At 55.1% G+C, this 18,912-nt stretch carries 23 protein-coding genes and 1 pseudogene; 3 read left to right on the forward strand and 21 right to left on the reverse strand.

From position 1 onward, the window contains the following. The 12 genes from HMPREF3096_RS12230 to HMPREF3096_RS12285 form a co-directional block, all read right to left on the reverse strand. Positions 1 to 579 (reverse strand): glycoside hydrolase family 108 protein, encoded by a 579-nt coding sequence (locus tag HMPREF3096_RS12230; protein WP_070544473.1) that lies wholly within the window; start codon positions 577 to 579, stop codon positions 1 to 3. A gap of 100 nt (positions 580 to 679) precedes the next feature. Beyond that, the gene (locus tag HMPREF3096_RS12235) at positions 680 to 1,192 is read right to left on the reverse strand and encodes a hypothetical protein (RefSeq protein ID WP_064173995.1); all 513 of its coding nucleotides are present in this window, start codon (positions 1,190 to 1,192) and stop codon (positions 680 to 682) included. 3 nt (positions 1,193 to 1,195) lie between these two features. Beyond that, positions 1,196 to 1,591 carry a Mor transcription activator family protein gene (locus tag HMPREF3096_RS12240; RefSeq protein WP_064173996.1) on the reverse strand — a complete coding sequence of 132 codons (396 nt, stop codon included), beginning with the start codon at positions 1,589 to 1,591 and terminating at the stop codon, positions 1,196 to 1,198. Beyond that, entirely contained in the window at positions 1,588 to 2,142 is a 555-nt protein-coding gene (locus tag HMPREF3096_RS12245) for a gp16 family protein (protein ID WP_070544474.1), read from the reverse strand. The genes HMPREF3096_RS12240 and HMPREF3096_RS12245 overlap by 4 nt, the downstream gene beginning before the upstream one ends. A 117-nt stretch (positions 2,143 to 2,259) precedes the next feature. Next, complete coding sequence (locus HMPREF3096_RS12250; protein WP_070544475.1) at positions 2,260 to 2,565, reverse strand: hypothetical protein; 306 nt, start codon at positions 2,563 to 2,565, stop codon at positions 2,260 to 2,262. Beyond that, positions 2,558 to 3,055 (reverse strand): nucleoside triphosphate pyrophosphohydrolase family protein, encoded by a 498-nt coding sequence (locus HMPREF3096_RS12255; protein WP_070544476.1) that lies wholly within the window; start codon positions 3,053 to 3,055, stop codon positions 2,558 to 2,560. Before HMPREF3096_RS12255 ends, HMPREF3096_RS12250 begins: the two co-directional genes overlap by 8 nt. Before the next feature lie 80 nt (positions 3,056 to 3,135). Then, positions 3,136 to 3,753: a DUF3164 family protein gene (locus tag HMPREF3096_RS12260; protein ID WP_064176652.1), complete on the reverse strand. Its 618-nt coding sequence runs from the start codon at positions 3,751 to 3,753 to the stop codon at positions 3,136 to 3,138. A 15-nt stretch (positions 3,754 to 3,768) separates the two neighbouring features. Next, positions 3,769 to 4,056 (reverse strand): helix-turn-helix domain-containing protein, encoded by a 288-nt coding sequence (locus tag HMPREF3096_RS12265; RefSeq protein WP_004114541.1) that lies wholly within the window; start codon positions 4,054 to 4,056, stop codon positions 3,769 to 3,771. Between the two features lie 2 nt (positions 4,057 to 4,058). Beyond that, positions 4,059 to 4,298 (reverse strand): hypothetical protein, encoded by a 240-nt coding sequence (locus HMPREF3096_RS12270; protein ID WP_004114539.1) that lies wholly within the window; start codon positions 4,296 to 4,298, stop codon positions 4,059 to 4,061. A 4-nt stretch (positions 4,299 to 4,302) separates the two neighbouring features. Continuing rightward, a complete protein-coding gene (locus HMPREF3096_RS12275) occupies positions 4,303 to 5,250 on the reverse strand; it encodes an AAA family ATPase (protein WP_023301749.1) in 948 nt (315 codons plus the stop codon). Between the two features lie 36 nt (positions 5,251 to 5,286). Further along, a complete protein-coding gene (locus HMPREF3096_RS12280) occupies positions 5,287 to 7,362 on the reverse strand; it encodes a Mu transposase C-terminal domain-containing protein (protein WP_064182400.1) in 2,076 nt (691 codons plus the stop codon). A gap of 2 nt (positions 7,363 to 7,364) precedes the next feature. After that, entirely contained in the window at positions 7,365 to 7,589 is a 225-nt protein-coding gene (locus HMPREF3096_RS12285; RefSeq protein WP_023301751.1) for a helix-turn-helix domain-containing protein, read from the reverse strand. 171 nt (positions 7,590 to 7,760) lie between these two features. Between HMPREF3096_RS12285 and HMPREF3096_RS12290 the strand changes: the two genes are divergently transcribed. Continuing rightward, positions 7,761 to 8,399 carry a helix-turn-helix domain-containing protein gene (locus HMPREF3096_RS12290; RefSeq protein ID WP_023301752.1) on the forward strand — a complete coding sequence of 213 codons (639 nt, stop codon included), beginning with the start codon at positions 7,761 to 7,763 and terminating at the stop codon, positions 8,397 to 8,399. Positions 8,400 to 8,663: 264 nt separating this feature from the next. Here HMPREF3096_RS12290 and HMPREF3096_RS12295 read toward each other — a convergent pair. Continuing rightward, positions 8,664 to 8,969 (reverse strand): annotated as a pseudogene (locus tag HMPREF3096_RS12295) (formate dehydrogenase); the annotation flags it as partial. A gap of 225 nt (positions 8,970 to 9,194) precedes the next feature. Between HMPREF3096_RS12295 and yddG the strand changes: the two are divergent. Next, positions 9,195 to 10,073, forward strand: coding sequence for an aromatic amino acid DMT transporter YddG (yddG, locus tag HMPREF3096_RS12300; protein WP_023322697.1), 879 nt, complete (start codon positions 9,195 to 9,197; stop codon positions 10,071 to 10,073). On the opposite strand, the gene HMPREF3096_RS12305 is transcribed toward yddG, so the two are convergent. The 7 genes from HMPREF3096_RS12305 to HMPREF3096_RS12335 all read right to left on the reverse strand — a co-directional run bounded on the left by HMPREF3096_RS12305 (position 10,070) and on the right by HMPREF3096_RS12335 (position 16,318). Then, a complete protein-coding gene (locus tag HMPREF3096_RS12305; RefSeq protein ID WP_023322698.1) occupies positions 10,070 to 10,843 on the reverse strand; it encodes a 1,6-dihydroxycyclohexa-2,4-diene-1-carboxylate dehydrogenase in 774 nt (257 codons plus the stop codon). The genes yddG and HMPREF3096_RS12305 overlap by 4 nt on opposite strands. Before the next feature lie 9 nt (positions 10,844 to 10,852). After that, positions 10,853 to 11,869, reverse strand: a complete 1,017-nt coding sequence (benC, locus tag HMPREF3096_RS12310; RefSeq protein WP_023322699.1) for a benzoate 1,2-dioxygenase electron transfer component BenC — start codon at positions 11,867 to 11,869, stop codon at positions 10,853 to 10,855. A 9-nt stretch (positions 11,870 to 11,878) separates the two neighbouring features. After that, positions 11,879 to 12,364, reverse strand: coding sequence for a benzoate 1,2-dioxygenase small subunit (gene benB, locus HMPREF3096_RS12315; protein WP_015366457.1), 486 nt, complete (start codon positions 12,362 to 12,364; stop codon positions 11,879 to 11,881). Further along, positions 12,364 to 13,746, reverse strand: a complete 1,383-nt coding sequence (locus HMPREF3096_RS12320; RefSeq protein WP_023322700.1) for a Rieske 2Fe-2S domain-containing protein — start codon at positions 13,744 to 13,746, stop codon at positions 12,364 to 12,366. The genes benB and HMPREF3096_RS12320 overlap by 1 nt, the downstream gene beginning before the upstream one ends. A 109-nt stretch (positions 13,747 to 13,855) precedes the next feature. Then, positions 13,856 to 14,782, reverse strand: coding sequence for a catechol 1,2-dioxygenase (catA, locus tag HMPREF3096_RS12325; RefSeq protein ID WP_012541594.1), 927 nt, complete (start codon positions 14,780 to 14,782; stop codon positions 13,856 to 13,858). Between the two features lie 69 nt (positions 14,783 to 14,851). Continuing rightward, entirely contained in the window at positions 14,852 to 15,142 is a 291-nt protein-coding gene (gene catC / locus HMPREF3096_RS12330) for a muconolactone Delta-isomerase (protein ID WP_012968100.1), read from the reverse strand. A gap of 12 nt (positions 15,143 to 15,154) precedes the next feature. After that, positions 15,155 to 16,318, reverse strand: a complete 1,164-nt coding sequence (locus HMPREF3096_RS12335; protein WP_165451320.1) for a muconate cycloisomerase family protein — start codon at positions 16,316 to 16,318, stop codon at positions 15,155 to 15,157. A 171-nt stretch (positions 16,319 to 16,489) separates the two neighbouring features. Between HMPREF3096_RS12335 and HMPREF3096_RS12340 the strand changes: the two genes are divergently transcribed. Further along, positions 16,490 to 17,326, forward strand: a complete 837-nt coding sequence (locus HMPREF3096_RS12340; protein ID WP_008804726.1) for an IclR family transcriptional regulator domain-containing protein — start codon at positions 16,490 to 16,492, stop codon at positions 17,324 to 17,326. Here HMPREF3096_RS12340 and kmrA read toward each other — a convergent pair. Further along, on the reverse strand, positions 17,321 to 18,820 hold the full coding sequence (kmrA, locus tag HMPREF3096_RS12345) for an efflux MFS transporter KmrA (RefSeq protein WP_016161147.1): 1,500 nt from the start codon (positions 18,818 to 18,820) through the stop codon (positions 17,321 to 17,323). The genes HMPREF3096_RS12340 and kmrA overlap by 6 nt on opposite strands. Positions 18,821 to 18,912: the final 92 nt, after the last annotated feature.

Here is an 18,912-nt window from a genome sequence, read left to right on the forward strand (position 1 = left end):
TCAGCTCCGGGGGACCGAGACCTGACCACCGATGACCTCCTGACAGGCGTTCGCCAGCTCATCGAGACGGTTAAACCAGCCATTGAGGTATTTGCCCTGCGAAGAATTGGCTTTGATGATCTCGGCGTAATAGCGGGAACGGCGCAGAAAACAGCGGGTCAGCAGCCATTCGGCATCGGCACCGATAACTGCTTTGGTGGTTTTGGGCCCGACAATGCCATCAGCGGTGACGCCCACGGCATCCTGCAGGAGCTGGATCGCTTTTTTAGCACCATGCTGCACGGAGGAATCAAAGACAAAGAGTGAGATACCGTCTGGCCACTCAGTGCAATAAGCCGGATACCAGTAATCGCGGAAATAAATCTGCCCGGCCTGTTCTTCGGTCAGGTCCTTAATTCGGGTATCGGGTTTGCCGTCGCCATCGACGTCGGTTTTGCCATCGGCAAGTCCATCGCGCCTGTCGGATATGCCGTATTTGGTTTCGCCGCCTTTGTCTGTGGGGTCATCAACATAACCACCTTCGCGGGCACGAATGAACGAGAGTGCGTGTAAAAACGCGGGGGAAAATGATGTTGTCATGCCTGCACCTTTACAAGGAAGAAGGTTAATCTGGATTCCTTCTCATTTTGTGGCAGGCATAAAAAAAGCCGGATTTACCGGCTTCATTTAATGAAGTTAATTATGTTGTTTTTATTCCACAGGAAAATGTTAACACCGAATTGATAACACGAGCAGATACATCATATGATTTTCCAGCAACGTCGCCAGTAGCACGCAATACTCCTTTATCATCTTTTTCAGCGCTTAGCGCTTTTTGAAAAACAGAAAATACGGCATCAGAAGTAGCAGAGGCTTTGGTGTCTATTACCGCACTTGCCAGTTGATTACACTGACTTAAAGCGAAGGCAGCCTCAATTTTTGGCTCCTTTCCTTCAGTTAAAACCATCACGCCAGCCTCATCCCTCCCTAAGCTCCAGATACTCTGGAATACTGAGTAATCTTTGCGGACAGAATAGATCTGAACTCCATCAATAACGTTGCCTTTCCCCCACTCGTTACTGTTGATAACATCATGTTTATCAAATTGGCTAATGAGTTTTTCATTTATAGTGGGAGTTTTATCTTTCGAAAAAAAGTATGTGTATCCGCCACCCAAAATAACCCCAAGAATTAAGACGTCAGAGAATTTCATATGTCAGTCCTTGCCAAATAAGTCCAGTTGATACTTTCGCTGTTCAAGCCGTCGCATTCGCTTGATAGCTTTATACACTGTTTTGTAGGTCACCTGGTAGCGCTCAACCAGATCCGGGATGTTATTGCCCTGAAAATCACGCCAGATACGCATATCCCTGACGAGCTGCTCCAGCACCTGACCGCGTGGAAAGTAAACCTGCATTCCGCCGATCTTACTGCTGATGGCCGCGACCAGTTCAATGGAATGGCGCGGGTCATAGCCAAAGCGCTCAAGCTCCTTACGCAATAAAGCATTCAGTTCTGCCAACAACGACGGAAAGCGGGAGCTTTCCATCTCATCGTTGAGGTGGTCCAGAATGCTGTCGTCCTGCACGTCACCAAAGAGATCGTCATTCATTTTGTCCACCTTCTGGCTGCGTCAGCGTAGCCGCTGCAGATTGTGTCATAGTCCCGGCTTTCTTCGCCGGTGACCGGGTTTTCAGGGAGTCGGATGCGGTGCGCTAACATAGTCTCTCTCATTGCCCGGATGTGCCATTGTTTCAGGCTCTCAAGGAAATTCGCTTCGGCATCACCGCGCAACCATTCCAGGCTGGAGACGCCAGCACCACCATTACGGGTACGGGTCTGGCGCTGGACAAAACGGTCGAGAGCAACATCGCTACCATCCCGGATAAAACCCTCTTTATACATCGTTTTCCATATTGCGCGGATTTTCAGACTCACATCTGACGGGGCAGACATGCGGCGCTTAGAGCGGCGCTGAGGTTTGCTTTTGAATCCCTTAGCCTCCAGCGCCTGAATGACGCCCTGCAGCTCGACGATGGTCATCTCGCGGCAGCTCGACTTGCCGGGAACTACCGCCCCCAGCAGGGAGCGGTAAGTGTTATCATCAAGCGCCAGCTGGCCTTTGGCGATATGGATAATCTGGATTGCGTTTGAGCGAGTCATTGGTTACCGCCTGTAGTTGATGAGGACCATAAAACCTATAAACGCGCAAATCACAGCAGTAGCCCCTCCGGCGATGACGACCACCCAGAACAGAAATGTGCCGATTGTTGCAATCATTTATATCACCTCCACCTTTCCACCATTACCGGTGACACGATAAATCTGCGGAGGTAATCCAATATGCTTCCGGTTACCTCCAATAAGTGCAGACCAGACCTGAATATCATTGAGTCTGGATGCAACCCATACAGCACGATTACGCAATCCCTTGCGGCGGAGAACTCGGCGCTTATGGGCATTGAACACCTGCGCCCAACGGTCTTCTGATAAATTACCAGCCGCGCTGAATGCTCGTCTATGCGTGGCAACGCGCTGCTCTCTCCAGCGCTGATTCAGCATTTCGAGGGTGGTTACTTTAGCCATGAGATTTAACCTCCGCCTGCATACGTTCGGCATACTGCTGCTCGCGTATCATCTTCTGAGCAGCCTGCATCAGCAGACTGACGGCCATACGGGCTCGGGCGGCGGCATAACGATTGCTGGTTCTGGTGTCGCGATAGAGGGTTTCTGCCAGCCCCATCTGCTCTGTCGCTTCCTCCAGCAGCCCCAGAACGGACGGACCAAAGGGGCTGAAAGGTTGTGACTCAACACCAACAACCTGAGCCAGACGCGCCATCTTGCGATTTTTTTCATTGTCTATCATGGGGGCCATCCCGTTATGGCGCAGTTGCTCAATCATGATCTCGACGTCTGCCGCTTCTTCGGCCACTTTGCTGCTGTCCGTTTTGTGGTTAAGAAAACGTGAGCAGGCAGCTGATAATTCGCTGGCTTCTTCAGAAAGAACCAGCACCTGAGATTCAAATCCCCATTTGGCGAAAGCAGCCTCAAAAATACCTTTTGTTTTCGGATTCATAATATGTCCCTACTGATTTTCGGCGTGAGCAACCCCACGGCGCTAACGCCGGAAATTAAATAAAATTAATTAACGAATATTCAGAGCTTGGCTAAATCCAGCGATATCTGCTTATAAGTGCCATCATCCTGACGCTCATATAAACGCAGGTACTGACTGGTTCCCGTCACCTGAATCGCGTCCGCGACGGCGTCCATCGCTTCATTCCATTTGGTATCGTCAATATTCAGTGAGCGTAGCCCCAGAACCTGATTGATATCAATCCGGCCCTGTTTGTTGACCCGAAAGGCATGATCGACCATTGCCATAATCTTTTCATTAGCCCCGGCAGACCATTCATGAATACAGTCATCAATCAGCTTTTTCGCTGCTTGAATGCGCTCATCAAAGATGCGATGTTCGCCTACGGCGCGAACCAGCTTATAACGGCCATCAAAGCTGGCCAGTGTGACATTGCCTTTGGCTCCGCCATACTCCACGCCGTACTCCGCTGCTGAAAGGTCGATAAAGTCACCGATTTTCGCCATAGAGCCGAGCTTGAACTCGACCAGCGACTGACGCTGCAGACGAGCCGCCTCAACGATGCCGAGCACCATTTCATCACGCAGTTTATCCAGTGGTTTAATCTGAGATTCAGGAACTAAATGCCCCTGAGCGTTAATCCGGTAACCTTCCGGGATGGTATTTAAAGTATTCATCAAAGCCTCACTGAATTAATAGCATTCTGAAAAAACAATATTCGAAACAACCCGACGACTTAATTCCATCTTTTCAGCAATAACCGGAATGGTCAGACCCTCTTTATAAAGTTCGCGACAAAGATAAGCATCATGTGCGTCTGCTGGTTGAACAAGAACCGACAGGCCCCAGCGGTTAGCCTGAGACTGAATAGCCTGACGGGTGCGGTTAAGCCTGTCGGCAATCTGCTGTGACGTCAGCTTTCCGGCATTTTCACGAACGAACTGAATTTCCTGCTTAGTCCACATACGGCGCTTTTCCATACCTACCTCCAGATAACATGACAGCCTTCAAGGGTGGCCATCCACACGGAACGGGTCCCGGTGGGGCAGCGTTCAATCAGATGATTAGCCCTGTTCACCAGCTCAGTTGGCGGACAGGTGATTTCCAGACACGGGCGGCGCATCCACACCCGCATCTCCGTAACACGACTACCGCGCGCCTGCAGCCATGCCTGCGCAGCGGTGGCCATTCCAACATGTTCAGCAATACGTTCAGTAATCATGGTGTTAACCCCTTAGTAAGGTTGAAACATCTACGTCCAGATCCAGATCGCGCAGTGCCTTGCGGATGTAGCTTTCGCTGACAGCGTCACCGGCACCGTGGGCCGTCATCGCCGCCAGCCTCAGTGAGTGGCTGAGGATACGCAGAGCGCCGGGCTTCTGTGCGATCTGCTGGAGCAAATCGCGCTCTTTTTCGCCGGTGATATGCCAGGCATCGGCAATCGCGGCCACATCGGCCTTTTTGGTTTTGTTAATGGCGACGCGCTTGGCGATACGGGAGAACAGACGGGCGAACTCAACGGTACGGTTGCCGCCGGTCATATTGCTGTAGACGCGATGGTTACCCATCAGCACCAGCCCGACGCGGGTGGCTTCCTGCAGCAGGCGCAGCTCTTCGAGCGTTTCAGCACCCAGATGGTCCGCTTCGTCAATGATAACAAGGCCCTGAGTGCCATCGAGACGGCGGCGCAATGCGCGGGCCAGCGGCCCCTTACGGCGCGGCGCATCATTCATCCCCAGCTCGTAGGCCAGTTCGGTCAGGCACTCCAGTACACTGGCGCAGGACGGGGTGATCGTTATCATCCAGACGTTATCGTTACTGCGGCGGTATTCACGCGCTGATTCTGACTTGCCGACGCCGGGATTACCGCAAACCACGCCGATGCACTCCGTCAGGTGCGCATAGCGGAAAGCCGTCCAGATCTGTTTAACGGTTGGAGTCTCAATAAAGCGCGGCGGCTCCGGCAGCTCGGCGGCAGAGTTTTGTTTATCGACCCAGCGTTGCAGGGCTTTCTCGACGCGGTCGTTATCACCGGCATATTTGTTATTCATGAAGCCACTGACAACGCCGGTTGAGAGGCCGGTTTCACGGGCAACCTGAGCAAAAGTAAAACGGGTACCATCGACGAGGTTGCGCAGAACCTCGCGAATATCGGAAATATTCACCTCAGACATAATTCACTCCATTATTTGAAGGGTATTTAAACGGTATTAAATCGAGTTTTTACGTTTATTTGATTCCAGCATATCCAGCGAGTTATTCAGATATTCGTCCTCCGTATATTCCTCTTCTTCAGGTACGACCTTCATCGCGGGGGCGGGCTGGCTGGGGCGATATACATTGCTGTTTAGCCAGTCCGGCCCTGCTGGTTCGGAGAGAGTGAGTACATTCTCGGCCTCGGCCAGACGGACCTTCTTCTCGCCACGTTCGCGCATACCTTTGATACGTTTCTGTTTCTGCCAGTATTCCGCAGTGACAGGGAATGCCGCTTTCTTGTTGCCGTCCCATATGGCTTCACATATCAGCGAACCATCCATCCGACGAACGACGATCTTCGTTGCATCGTGAATGTCGTAGCTGACACGCACTTTGCGGCCATGCTCCTCGCGAAGTGCTTCGGAGTAATACAGGTTATTGAAAAGTCGAATTTCACAACGTCTGACCGAGCACTCAACCTCCGGCATAAACATATGACGAAGCTCAATATCGGAGAGCCATTCAATCTCTGTTTTTTCTTTTTCCAGCTTGTACTTACGAAACTGCGCTGGCGTGAAATGCTCGCCATTAGCTTTCAACGGCAGTGAATCGTGGGCGCGGTTGTTATACCAGTGAACCCCGGCTTCAATCTCCCCAATAAGCTCATTCCATGACGGGAAATCGCGAAGGGTCTGCTCCTGCTTAGCTGTCAGTTCGCGCCCTTTATCCACCGCGTTCAGCGCGGCAATAAGGGATTTTGATACCTTACGCGTGGTGCTTTTATCCGCGCCAGTTCCGTAGTAAGTGGCAAATTGCCGGGAGATACGCATCCCCAGCGTTTTGTTGAGGATCTCAATGATGCCGCGCCCCTGTGGGTTCTCAGGAATACCCAGACGGTGGTCAACACCAAGGCGCGGTAAGATACCGGTGATATTAGCGTCAAGCGTACTATTGGTCTCACCGCCGCCGTTATCGGAATAATAGATATAAGGCACGCCGTTATTTTTAATGCCGTGACGCAGGGCGTCGGCAACTGCGATAACGCTCTCTGATAGCGCCAGACTCCAGCCCACAATATACCGGCAGCTCCCGTCCATAATGAATGTCACCTCTGGTGTGATAGGGTTACCATGCTCAGGAGAGGCAACCTTCATCTTCATGCCGTGACCATCCCCGATCCAGACGTAGTTCACCGGCATACTCAGCCAGTCACGGCGCACAAAACCCTCAATCTGTCGGGCTTCGCTACCGGTGATCCGGCGATGTTGTTTCACCACTTCCGGCAGCTTATCCATCGCGTAGCGAACCGTGTTATAGGTCGGGGCAGAGAAAAGCATCTCCGGCTGATCTGCATATCGCGTATACCAGCCCTTAATAAAATCCTCATATGCCTCAGCCATCGTCACACCATTGGGATTACGGTAATACGCCAGAAAATCAGGCAGCCACGCAATTTCCTCCGGCTCCACACGCTGACGCTTACCCGGCGCAAGGAGTACCAGACGCTCAGTCGACGTTCTGGCTTTTTTGAAATCCGCCATCCAGCGCTTGAGGGAGATCTCGCTCAGGGTGCGGGATGAACCTTTTTTGGCATTGGCCAACGTCACCTGTACGGCCAGATGCTCAGGTAACTCGCCACTGCGGGACTGTCTGACGATTTCCCTGATGGCTTTCGCGCAGCTGAATCCGGGTATTTCACCCAGTTTCAGGACTTCCGATACCAGCGCAATACGGGCATCAGCAATCTTTTGCTGGTCGGCAGTTAAGCCGGTGAGCTTTTGTTCCATCAGCACAGGGTGAGCACGGTAAAGCGATAACCGGGTATCACTCTTTTCCGTCACAGCGGAATGCTCAGGGGCAGGCAACGCGGCATCCTGAATCTTCATCAGCTCTTTAACCTGACGGTCACGCAGTGCTTTCTGGGTAACTGCGGGAAGGCTGTCGATGTGATATTCAAACGCCTTGCTTCCCTGACGCTTACGCAACAGAACCTGGTTGTCTTTGACCAGTTTGCCCATCATGGCTCTGATGCCCTGTGGCGTTCCCGGCAAACCTGGCAGGCCCACTAATTCATTCACCGTGGCAAACATGATCACAAGTCCTTGCTGTAGCGGCTGGGCCAGATGGATGACGGCTCCAGATTGAGAGCATTCGCGATGATGCGCTCACCTTTAGGATATGAACGAGCCAGCGCATTTTTCAGTGTGTCGGGACTTAACCCCGCACTGGTGGAAAGGCTGCGCATTGTCACGCCACGCTTGTGAAGCTCGGCGACAATGTCAATGCGATGCCAGTCACGCACTTCATTTCTTTCCATAGTTCGTTTACTCTTAAAAGTTATCCGCCGGAATAATCCGCCGGGGTTATCTGTTGGAGTAAGTATTGATCTACAAAAAGAAAATATCAACCTTTCTTTTCTCTATGTAGGTTTTGTGTGGGCTACATATAGATAATTCATTTAAAAACATACAGTTAATTGGAATAGAAAATGCCAAACATAAAAGAAAACAGTTTTTCTTTTGATTGCAACGCGAAAGAAAGCATTCAGGATAGGCTGAAGTATCTCTTCAAAGGGAGATCCATGCGACAGGCATCCATTGACTGGGGGCTTCCGTATTCTACTTTAAATAATTATTTCGCTAAGGGAGCAACACCTGGTCTAGATGTAGTCATAAGAATCTCAGCGTATGAAGGCGTATCGATTGGTTGGCTAGCAACCGGGGAGAGCGATTGGGGGACAGGTATGAAAGGAGATAACTTCAAAACTCTGGACGCAACAGAATCCACAAAGCTCTCAATCAGCTCGAAGGAGGGATTTAATGAAGATTTTTCAAAGCACTTCACTAAACCAGAAGATGCACTGTCACTAACGTGGGGAGCTATCTTTGATGCCCTCAACATCAATGATAAGGTCAAGTTGATTAATATTTTTGTAACCTTTGGCGCTCAAGGTGTAATAAAAATGTTTAATAATATCAATGATGTTAACTCGACCTGGTACGATTTAACCAACGAGGAGAAAGAGCGCCTGATCCGGTTAAATATGCAAATGAAAAAAGAGGCACCTGAAAGTAGTGAAGGTGTGACCAAGCCCAGCCCATCCAGTTCCAGCAAGAAGGCCAGTTAATGTGGTGCTTATCTTCATTTATCGCGGTCCATGCCAGCCACATTTAGCCGGCCTGTTTTTTTGAGGAATATGTTAGAATTGATTTTGAACGATGGTTTTATGGTTTTAAAGTCCAATACTTAGCAGTATCAAATGTTTTGCCGATCGGCTTCATTTTCTACAAATCGGTATCAAATCCAATTTTGTGCCGAGTCCAGTAATCCCGCGAGTTTCCGCTTAATTCCTCATGTTCCCGGATGTATCAAATCTTTTAGTTCTCCACAGGACATAGTCCAGCAGGCCTGCGCCTTTCGGGCACAGCGCGCCGCGGCTCACCGGATGGTCCGGGTCCCCTTCAATATGGTAAATCGCATCTTTGGCGTTTTTCGCGCCGTCGCCGAGGCTATACATTAATAGCCCACAGCCCACGGAGCAGTAAGTGCAGGTGTTGCGGATCTCTTTCGCACGCAGCAATTTGAAATTGCGTGCCTGAGCCAGCGCCATTTTAGGGGCAAAGCCCAGGGCGGCGGCTGTGGTTCCGGCCATACCGCCTGCGCAGATCTTAAAGAACTTTCTGCGGCTGACGTCCATTGCATTCCTCCATGCAGGATGTTGATTCATCGCGCGGAGGAAACTAACAGCAATACCTTTGTTTTATTTGCGTCAAATCAAGGTCGAAAACGCTCGCCCCCTTAATAGTCAGCGGCGACGAGTTTGACTAATACCAAAGAGTTAACGCCGGCGGGAAATATCGACCATCGACCGGCAAAAGATGTTATAAATTCCGGCTGCGTTTGCGTCACTATCAGGTTAAATATGCAAAAAAAGAGAGCGACATCAATCGGCTTCGCCGCCATTATCTTATGGAGCACGATGGTCGGATTGATTCGCGGCGTCAGCGAAGGGTTAGGCCCGGTTGGCGGCGCGGCGATGATTTATAGCCTCAGCGGCCTGCTGCTCATTTTTACCGTTGGCTTTCCCAACCTGCACCAGATCCCGCGCCGCTATCTGCTGGCTGGCAGCGTGCTGTTTGTCAGCTATGAAATCTGCCTCGCCCTGTCGCTGGGGTTCGCCGCCACTCGCCAGCAGGCCATTGAAGTGGGGATGGTCAATTACCTGTGGCCCAGCCTGACGATTTTGTTCGCCATTCTCTTTAATGGCCAGAAAAGCAGCTGGCTGGTGATCCCCGGCTTATTGCTGGCGCTGTTCGGCGTGAGCTGGGTACTTGGCGGCGAGCACGGGCTCAACCCCGAGGAAATCATCAATAACGTGGTGTCCAGCCCGCTGAGCTACATTCTGGCATTTGTCGGGGCGTTTATCTGGGCGGCGTACTGCACGGTGACCGCGAAGTACGCCAAAGGTAAAAATGGCATTACCCTCTTTGTCCTGTTAACCGCCCTGACGCTATGGCTGAAATTTCTCGCCAGCGACCAGCCGCCGATGCTGTTTAGCTGGCCGGTAGTCATTAAGCTGATGACGGTCTCTGTGGCGCTGGGGCTGGCCTACGCGGCGTGGAACGTCGGGATCCTGCACGGCAACGTCAGCCTGCTGGCGGCGGCCTCGTACTTCACGCCGGTACTCTCTTCCGCGCTGGCGGCTGTCCTGCTTAGCGCTACACTGTCGTGGTCTTTCTGGCAGGGGGCCGGGATGGTGTGTCTCGGCTCCCTGCTCTGCTGGTACGCCACCCGCCGCTAGCCGAGATCGCCGCCCGCTACCGGTAGCGTCACGCCGGTGATATAGCTGGCCTCATCGCTGGCGAGAAACAGGATCGCATTCGCCTGTTCCGCCAGCGTGCCGTACCGGTGCAGCAGACTGCTCGCTACCGTCTGATCGACCACCTGCTGATACCACGCCGTTTCCTGCTCGCTCGGCTGCTCATCGTTGCGCGGCGTCAGACGTGGCGGCGCCTCCGTCCCGCCAGGCGCGACGGCGTTAATCCGAATACCGCTGCCGCTGTACTCCATGGCAATCGACCGGGTCAGCGCGTTAACGCCGCCTTTCGCCGCCGAATAAGGCACCCGGTTCACCCCCGCCGTCGCCACCGACGAGATATTGACGATGCTGCCTTTCCCCTGCTTCAGCATCCCGGGGAGCGCCGCGCGGCAGCCCCACAAGGTGGGGAACAGCGAGCGGCGGATCTCTTTCTCAATTTGTTCTGGCTGATATTCAGCGAAAGGTCGCGCCCAGATAGTCCCCCCGACGTTATTGATTAACACATCGAGGCGGCCAAAATGCGCGATCCCAGCGGCAAACGCCTGCTCGGTACTCTGCCACTGCTCAAGGTCAGCCTCCAGCGCCAGTACCTGACTTCCGGCCAGGGCTAGTACGGCAGCCAGTTCGTGTACGTAAGGCGAGCGGTCAATCAGCAACAGAGCAGCGCCTTCGGCTGCCGCCTGCTCCGCGGTCTGGCGGCCAATCCCCTGCGCCGCGCCGGTGATAGCGACGACTTTATCGGTAAAACGCATACTGCCTCCTTATGCCGCCGCGCTCTGGCTGGCGATAAATTTTTCATACCAGAAGCCTGCCGGGGAAATTCCTCTGTCGCGCAGCGCCGTGGCGACCGCGTTGACCATCGGCGGCGGTCCGCAAAGATAGATGTCAACGTCGCCGTTATTCAGCATCGCGTCATCGAGATGGTCGGTGACAAAACCGCGCTGCGGGCAGGTACTGTTTTCATCCGCCACCACCGGCAGCCAGCGATATCCCGTCAGTTGTTGGTTAAACGCATCCAGCGCGTCGGTTTTCACCAGATCGCAATCGCGGGTCACGCCGTACAGTAGCGTTACCGGGCGCTGACTGCCCTGTGTTTGCAGGGTGTGTAACATGGACAGCAGCGGCGCCAGCCCGGTGCCGCCCGCCAGCATGAGCAGCGGGCGTTCGCCGCTGCGCAAATAGAAGCTGCCCATGGGGCCGCTGAGGGTCAGACGATCGTCGGGCCGCGCCTGCTGGGTTAACCACTGGCTCATCATGCCGCCAGGCACGTTACGAATAAGAAAGCGCCCTTCAAGAGAACCCGGCAGCGAGCTAAATGAGTAGGCGCGCACATGAGGCGTGCCCGGTACCTGAATGTTAATGTACTGTCCCGGCAGAAAAGCCAGCGGCTCATCCAGGGCGACCACCAGTTCGATGGCGGTATCGGACAGACAATTCACCTGCCGCACCTGCGCCCCGGTGTTGGTCAGCGCGGTTTTGCACTGGGCGGCGGCCACCGGCACGTCGATCACACAGTCGCTGGTCGGGACCATCTGGCAGGTCAGCACCTGGCGATTCTGCGCTTCGTCGTCGCTTAACGCCTCGTCGAGATAATCTTCACCCAGATCGTATTCACCGCTGGCGCAATGGCATTTGCAGGTACCGCAAACGCCGTCCGAACAGTCCATCGGCAGGTTTACCTTCTGGCGATAGGCCGCATCCAGCACCTTCTCCCCGGCATTGCATTGAATAAATCGCGTAATGCCGTCCTCAAAATTAAGAGCAATATTAAAAGTCATAAGCGCCTCTTAAATGTGGTAAACGTCGATAACCTGACGGATATAGTCGTTATTCAGGCGTACCGTTTTACGAACGATCTGCGGCCTGCCGTCCTGCTCAATTAGCGTGCAGCAGGTAGAGCCGAAATAGGCATCCGTGTGTTGATAGCGATGGCTCCAGGTGACCCAGTTGTAGCGCACCGCAAGCCCCTCATCGCTCTCGCCCATCAGCTCGACATTGCTGATAATGTGCGTGGTACGCGGCTCCGGCGTGCTGGCGCCGGAACGTTCGGTTTTAATGCGATAGACACGATCCTCCAGTCCTTCACGGTTGGGGTAGTAGATAAGTGAAATCTCTTTTTGCGGGTCGCGCGTCAGCTGGTCATCGTCGCCCCATGCCGGCATCCAGTAGACCACCTGCGGGCTGTAACAACTCAGCCACTCATCCCACTGACGGTCATCCAACAGGCGGGCTTCGTAATAGAGAAACTGACGAACTTGTTCGAGATTCAGCATCAGGCCACCTCCACGCGCTGGGTAATGGACTGGTTGTAGCGCTGCTGTTCCTGTTCCAGCGCCGCCAGCATGACCGTTTGCCAGTGGTGATGATGGGCAATATACAGCGCCTCATCTTCCGATTTCACCCCGCTTAGCCGCGGCGTAAAACCCGCGTGCCTGGCGTGTTCATCCGGGCCGTCGACCCAACGTAGCGCGCCGCGGCTGAGGTCGCTCCATGCCAGATTTTCGCCAAGATAGCCGCGCTGGCAGGCGCTGAACTCTTCCAGATCGTCCGGCGTCCCCATTCCGCTGACGTTAAAGAAATCTTCGTACTGGCGGATGCGTAACGCCCGGGCCTGGTCTGATTCCCCTTTCGGCGCAAAACACCAGATGGTGACTTCGGTTTTATCGACCGCAATCGGGCGAATTACGCGGATCTGGGTAGAAAACTGATCCATCAGGTAGACGTTGGGATACAGGCACAGGTTGCGGGTTTCATTGACCATCTGGTCGGCGCGCAGTTCACCGAACTCCGCCTGCAGACGGTCGCGGTGGGCATAGACCGGGCGCACTTCCGGGTTCAACGCGCGGGTCCACAGCAACATATGGCCGTTGTCAAATCCGTAGCCGCCGCCGACGCTCTTTGACCAGCCGTTGGCGTCAACCGCATGCGTCCCTTCCGCTTCATAGTTGCGGCGTGACATGGTTGAGGCGTAATTCCAGTGCACCACGCTGACGTGATAACCATCGGCGCCGTTCTCCGCGCCCAGCTTCCAGTTGCCTTCGTAAACGTAGCTCGACGAGCCCTTCAGCACTTCCAGTCCTTCCGGCGCCTGATCGACGATCAGATCGATGATTTTGCGGGTTTCGCCGAGATAGGCCTCCAGCGGCTGCACGTCCGCATTGAGGCTACCGAATAAGAAACCGCGGTAAGACTGAAAACGCGGCAATTTTTGCAGATCGTGAGACCCTTCATGTTTGAAGGTGTCAGGATAGGCGCCGGTGCTCTCATCTTTGGCTTTTAATAATTTGCCGTTATTGCTGAAGGTCCAGCCGTGGAACGGACAGGTAAACGAATTTTTATTCCCGGTTTTGCGTCGACATAACATGGCGCCGCGGTGGGCACAGCTATTAATTAATGCATGCAATTCATTCTTTTTATCGCGAGTAATAATAACCGGCTGCCGTCCCAGCGTCAGAGTATAATAATCTCCCGGCTCGGCAATCTGGCTTTCATGGGCGAGAAACACCCAATTACCTTCGAAGATATGTTTCATTTCAAAATCAAATAACTGCTGATCGGTAAATATAGAGCGGTGGCAACGGTAAATATGATTTTCACGGTCGACAATTAACGCTTTGTTAATTTTGTCTTTAAGCGCTGATAGCGTTTTTTGCATGAGTTAACTCCTCCTGCAGGATTCAGGATGAAAGAAACAGGGTGAATTTGTCGTTTTCGGGTGCAATGTCTGGCCCGGGCAGCGGCGTGCCCGGGGCCGATAATGCCGGTTACTCTTTGGCGCGCAGGCGGGTGCCGCGGTGCTCTTCGTCGGCGTTCAGGGCTTTACACAGGGTGAAATCAAAACAGACCTCGGTGTGCTCTCCCTCAAGATCGCGCTGCGCGATGGTCTCGCGGTCGGTCACTTTTACCGGGTCGGCAATCAGACCGTCGCGGGTAGCAAAGGCAAAATCATCCCACAGATATTTATCGCCGCTGAGGTTAATCTGGCTGGTCAGATGCTTATGGCCCGGGGCGGAGACGAAGAAGTGAATGTGCGCCGGACGGTTGCCGTGGCGGCCTAACTGATCCAGCAACTTCTGCGTCGGACCATCCGGCGGGCAGCCGTAGCCGGAAGGCATGATGCTGCGCACGCTGTAGCGGCCATCGGCGCCAGTGCGGATCCGGCGACGGAGGTTGTAGTCGCTCTGACTTTGATCGAAAAACGAGTAATTACCGAGGGTATTGGCGTGCCAGATATCAACAATGGCGTTAGCGATCGGCTGGCCCTGATTATCTTTAACCTGACCATGCAGCCACATTACTTCCCCGGCATCAGTGCCATCATCCATCCGGGCGTGGCTGTCGGCCAGCGGCGCATTGGCCACATACAGCGGCCCTTCGATGGTGCGCGGGGTACCGGTTTCCCGGCGCGCCGCCGCATCAATGGCGTCCTGACGCAGGTCGAGGAAATGCTCCAGTCCCAGCCCGGCCGCCAGCAGCGCCGCTTCCTGACGCCCACCCAGCTCGTGCAGATAGTTCACCGCGTGCCAGAACTCTTCTTCTGTGACGTTATAGTCATCGATCAGCGTGCAGATATTCTCCAGCAAACGGTGGACGATGGCTTTAAAACGTTCATTACCGCCAGGGACATTTAACCCCGCGCCTTCACGTAATAATTTCTGCACGGCTTCTTGTTGTACGAAAGCATTACTCATAATTATTCTCTCTTATCGTTGTAGGATATTTGCCGGGTGTTCCCGGCATGAGGTCAGATGTTATTATTATTAGCTATCGTCTTCACGAACAGACGAGGGATGACGGCACAGCGCCTCGACGCGAATATCCATAAAGGGATACAGCGGCAATCCCATTAAAATTTGATGTAACTCTTCGGCATCTCGAACATCGAAAATGCTGACATTGGCGTAAAGACCGGCGACGCGCCAGATATGTCGCCATTTGCCTTCACGTTGTAATTGCTGCGAATAGGCTTTCTCGCGTTGTTTAATTTCATCCGCTTCGGCGGCAGGAAAACCGAGCGGAATATTAACGGTCATCTCCACTTTAAATAGCATTATTTACTCCTGTTATGCTTTACGGGAATAGAAGCGCAGCTTGTCTTCATCCAGCTCCACGCCGAGCCCTGGCGTCTGCGGGAGCGCTACCTGACCATCGGCAAAGGTGAGTGGCACGCTGACAATATCGTCTTTGAGGAGCAGCGGGCCGAACATCTCAGTGCCCCACTGCAGCGGCAGCGTCGACCAGGCGTGCAGCGACGCGACGGTACCGACGGTCCCTTCCAGCATGGTGCCGCCATACAGGCCAACCCCCGCCGCCTGGGCGACGCGGGCCAGCGCCAGCACGCTGTTCGGTCCCCCGGCTTTGGCGATTTTCAGGGCATAAGCGCCGGTAAATCCCTGTTGCGCCAGTTGGTAACCATCGTAAGCGGTCGCGACCGCTTCATCCGCGAGGATCGCAGTTTCAATATGCTGGCTCAGGCGCACCAGTGCAGCATTGTCGTGGGCGCTGACCGGCTGTTCGATAAGATCGACGCCCATCGCCGCCAGCTCGCGACAGCCCTTCGCGCCGGTCGCGGCGTCCCAGGCCTGATTAACGTCAACGCGAATGCTGGCGCGATCGCCTAAGGCTTCCACAATGGCCCGGGTATGACGCAGGTCGGTGGCTAATTCCCGTGCGCCAATTTTCAGCTTGAACGCCTGATGACGGCGCTCGGCTAACAGTGTTTCCCCTTCGGCGATATCTTTCGCGGTATCGCCGCTGGCTAACGTCCACAGCACCGGCAACGACGTTTGCAGCGCGCCGCCGAGCAGCGCCGATACCGGTAGCCCTAAAGCTTTGCCCTGGGCATCAAGGAGTGCGGTTTCAATGGCAGACTTTGCGAAAGTATTGCCTCTAATGGCGCTGTTCATACGCGCCGTCAGCGCATGCAGGTTATCGGCCGGCAGCCCTTTCAACAGCGGCGTCAGATAATGGGTTATCGCCGACGAGATAGCCTCCGGGCTCTCGACGCCATAGCTCAAACCACCAATGGTGGTGGCTTCGCCGATGCCGCAGATGCCGTCGGAGCGGGTAAGCCGCACGATCACCAGCGTCTGGCAGCCCATGGTGGTCATCGATAACTTGTGTGGCCGGATGGTCGGGACATCCACTATCCAGCTCTCAATACGTTCTACGGTGGCGGTCATTTTCGGTTCCTGATGAGATGTATAACTTTTTGTACCCACATCCATAACGGGGAGGTGTGTGCCATTGACAATAGGGTTCAGCCTGGCGGCTGGTCAACGGCGATAATCGAAATGTTGTGCGATTATCGGCACGTTTGTTAAAAGGCAGTTAATAATGTGATCGCGGTGGTAAAACCGGCACAATTCAGGACGGTGCAGTTTGCGCACGGTATAGTGATGCCCCGTGAGCTTTGCATTGCAACGGAGAGGGAATCAATGCGTGACCATACCCCCACCACCTTGAGCGCCAGGCAGGCCGAGCACGACCCCAATTTTATGCTGTCACTCGCCCGCGGGCTGGAGGTGCTCAATGCTTTTACTCCCCAGCGCCAGCGGCTGACCATTTCTCAGTTGAGCCAGAAAACCCAAATCTCCCGCGCGGCGGTACGCCGTTGCCTGTATACCCTCGCCGCGCTGGGCATGGTGCACAGTCCGGATGGCCGCAGCTATGAACTGCTGCCCCGGGTGCTGGCCGTCGGCCACGCCTATCTGGCCGGCACGCCGCTGGCGAAAGTCGCGCAGACGGCGCTGGATAGCCTTGGCAAAGCGCTCGGCGAATCCTGCTCAGCGGCGACGCTGGACGGCGACAACGTGCTCTATATCGCCCGCGCGGCGGTCAATAATTTACTGAGCATCGACCTGGGGCGCGGCAGTCGCCTGCCAGCATGGGCGACCTCTATGGGACGGGTATTGCTGAGCGCACTGCCGGAGGAACAGCTTGAAGTGACACTGTCACGAGCAGCGTTAATCCGCTACACCCCGCATACCCTGTGCGATATGCCCGGGCTACGCGCGGAGATCGCCCGGGTGCGCATGCAGGGCTATGCTCTCGCCGACCGGCAGATTGAGGTGGGGTTGTGTTCGCTGGCGGTGCCCGTGCTGTCACGCCATGGCCAGGTGGTGGCCGCCCTGAATGTCGGGGTCCCCGCCGCGACGACCAGCGCCGCGGCGTTAAAAGAGAAGGCCCTCGCCCCGCTTCGACGCGCGGCGATGGACCTGTCGCTACAGCTATAGCGTTGACTGCGGTTTCGCCACGCTCGCCAGGCTGCGCCAGATGCCGGCGGCCAGCAGCAGAAGCAGTACGCCCGCCGTCGCCAGCACCAGGCTGTGAGCCTGGGTAAAGGCCGCCTTCGCCGCCGCCATCAGCGCCTCAGCCATCCCGGCGGGCAGCGCCTGCGTCAGGCTGACCGCCTCGCCGATTGACGACGACGCCTGCTGCGCCATGGACTCACTCAGCCCGGACGGTAGCACAATGGTGGCGCTGTAACTGCGGGTCAGGATCAGGCCAAACAGCGCAATGCCAAGACCGGCGCCAAGTTCATAGGCCATGGTTTCGATGGCCCCGGCCGCCGCCGCTTTCTCCTTCGGCGCCGCCGCCATAATCGCGGAGCTGGAGGCCAGCAGCGCGCTGGCGACGCTGAAGCCCAGCAGCGTCATCAGCCCCCACGCCTGCCACGGCTGACTGCTGAAATCGGTCAGCGCGAGGCCCAAAAAGCTGAAGGCGCTGAGCAACATCCCGCCGGTCGCCACCTCGCGCAGCCCAAGCCGCGACACCAGCAGGCCGGCAATCGGGCCGCTGAAGCCGCTGGCGACCATCACCGGCAGCATAAACATCCCCGCCTCGAACGGCGTTTTCTGATGCACAAACTGCAGCTCCTGAGCCATCAGCAGCTCAAAACCGACCAAGGTAATCAGGGCCGTCATCGCCATCATCACCCCGCTTAAAATAATACGATGGGTGAACAGCCGCATATCCACCATCGGGCGGGTCGCCGACAGCTGCTTGCGGATAAACCAGGTGAGCATCGCCGCCCCGCCGATCGCCACCAGTGCGGTGAGCCACAGCGCCAGCTGGCCCTTCAGCGCCGATTTCGCGCTAAACACCAGCATCAGGATCGACGCAATCAAAATAAGCGCCTGCAGCAGATTGAGCGGTTGTTCGCGGCGCGCAGGCTGGCGCGGCACCACCTTCGCATTAATGGCGATAACCACCAGCACGATCGGTACGTTGATCAGGAATACCGACCCCCAGTAGAAATGCTCCAGCAGCATGCCGCCCACCAGCGGGCCAAAAGCCGCGCCGCCGGAGCCCACCGCCGCCCACAGACCCAGCGCCATATTGCGCTGGCTGGCCTCGGCAAAGGTGCTGCGGATCCCAGCCAGCGTCGCCGGGACGATCATCGCCGCCCCCACCGCCAGCAAAGCGCGTGAGGCAATCAGCGTCAGGGCCGTCGGCGACAGCGCGGCGCACAGCGAGGCGACGCCAAAAATGGCGCTGCCGAGCAGCAGCAGGCGCTTGAAGCCGATTTTATCGCCGAGGGCGCCCATCGGCAGCACCATACCGGCCATGACTAAGGAGTAGATATCAATAATCCACAGCAGCTCATTGCCGCTGCTACCCAGCGCGACGCTGAGCGTCGGCGCGGCCACATGCAATACCGTGGCGTCAATCGCCACCGGAATATAAACCAGCAAAATCGCCATCAGCGTCATCCATTGCCGTGACATAGCTTGTACCTCAATGTTGGAAATTGGACACACGTCCAGGATGGCGATCCTGCCGGATTGTTGAACGCATGTCCAACTTTTTGTTACACTCG

Source organism: Klebsiella sp. HMSC25G12 (assembly GCF_001807705.1).
In the GTDB taxonomy this organism is placed as follows: domain Bacteria; phylum Pseudomonadota; class Gammaproteobacteria; order Enterobacterales; family Enterobacteriaceae; genus Klebsiella; species Klebsiella variicola.

Excerpts from the sequence above, each read along its gene's own strand:
- HMPREF3096_RS12260 (WP_064176652.1), bottom strand. The coding sequence starts at position 3,753 with ATGAATACTTTAAATACCATCCCGGAAGGTTACCGGATTAACGCTCAG.
- HMPREF3096_RS12245 (WP_070544474.1), bottom strand. The coding sequence starts at position 2,142 with ATGACTCGCTCAAACGCAATCCAGATTATCCATATCGCCAAAGGCCAG.
- HMPREF3096_RS12255 (WP_070544476.1), bottom strand. The coding sequence starts at position 3,055 with ATGAATCCGAAAACAAAAGGTATTTTTGAGGCTGCTTTCGCCAAATGG.
- catA (WP_012541594.1), bottom strand. The coding sequence starts at position 14,782 with ATGAGTAATGCTTTCGTACAACAAGAAGCCGTGCAGAAATTATTACGT.
- yddG (WP_023322697.1), top strand. The coding sequence starts at position 9,195 with ATGCAAAAAAAGAGAGCGACATCAATCGGCTTCGCCGCCATTATCTTA.
- catC (WP_012968100.1), bottom strand. The coding sequence starts at position 15,142 with ATGCTATTTAAAGTGGAGATGACCGTTAATATTCCGCTCGGTTTTCCT.
- HMPREF3096_RS12250 (WP_070544475.1), bottom strand. The coding sequence starts at position 2,565 with ATGGCTAAAGTAACCACCCTCGAAATGCTGAATCAGCGCTGGAGAGAG.
- HMPREF3096_RS12320 (WP_023322700.1), bottom strand. The coding sequence starts at position 13,746 with ATGCAAAAAACGCTATCAGCGCTTAAAGACAAAATTAACAAAGCGTTA.
- benB (WP_015366457.1), bottom strand. The coding sequence starts at position 12,364 with ATGCTGAATCTCGAACAAGTTCGTCAGTTTCTCTATTACGAAGCCCGC.
- HMPREF3096_RS12305 (WP_023322698.1), bottom strand. The coding sequence starts at position 10,843 with ATGCGTTTTACCGATAAAGTCGTCGCTATCACCGGCGCGGCGCAGGGG.
- benC (WP_023322699.1), bottom strand. The coding sequence starts at position 11,869 with ATGACTTTTAATATTGCTCTTAATTTTGAGGACGGCATTACGCGATTT.
- HMPREF3096_RS12340 (WP_008804726.1), top strand. The coding sequence starts at position 16,490 with ATGCCCCGTGAGCTTTGCATTGCAACGGAGAGGGAATCAATGCGTGAC.
- HMPREF3096_RS12290 (WP_023301752.1), top strand. The coding sequence starts at position 7,761 with ATGCCAAACATAAAAGAAAACAGTTTTTCTTTTGATTGCAACGCGAAA.
- HMPREF3096_RS12280 (WP_064182400.1), bottom strand. The coding sequence starts at position 7,362 with ATGTTTGCCACGGTGAATGAATTAGTGGGCCTGCCAGGTTTGCCGGGA.
- HMPREF3096_RS12275 (WP_023301749.1), bottom strand. The coding sequence starts at position 5,250 with ATGTCTGAGGTGAATATTTCCGATATTCGCGAGGTTCTGCGCAACCTC.
- HMPREF3096_RS12335 (WP_165451320.1), bottom strand. The coding sequence starts at position 16,318 with ATGGATGTGGGTACAAAAAGTTATACATCTCATCAGGAACCGAAAATG.
- HMPREF3096_RS12230 (WP_070544473.1), bottom strand. The coding sequence starts at position 579 with ATGACAACATCATTTTCCCCCGCGTTTTTACACGCACTCTCGTTCATT.
- HMPREF3096_RS12240 (WP_064173996.1), bottom strand. The coding sequence starts at position 1,591 with ATGAATGACGATCTCTTTGGTGACGTGCAGGACGACAGCATTCTGGAC.
- HMPREF3096_RS12235 (WP_064173995.1), bottom strand. The coding sequence starts at position 1,192 with ATGAAATTCTCTGACGTCTTAATTCTTGGGGTTATTTTGGGTGGCGGA.
- HMPREF3096_RS12265 (WP_004114541.1), bottom strand. The coding sequence starts at position 4,056 with ATGGAAAAGCGCCGTATGTGGACTAAGCAGGAAATTCAGTTCGTTCGT.
- HMPREF3096_RS12270 (WP_004114539.1), bottom strand. The coding sequence starts at position 4,298 with ATGATTACTGAACGTATTGCTGAACATGTTGGAATGGCCACCGCTGCG.
- HMPREF3096_RS12285 (WP_023301751.1), bottom strand. The coding sequence starts at position 7,589 with ATGGAAAGAAATGAAGTGCGTGACTGGCATCGCATTGACATTGTCGCC.
- kmrA (WP_016161147.1), bottom strand. The coding sequence starts at position 18,820 with ATGTCACGGCAATGGATGACGCTGATGGCGATTTTGCTGGTTTATATT.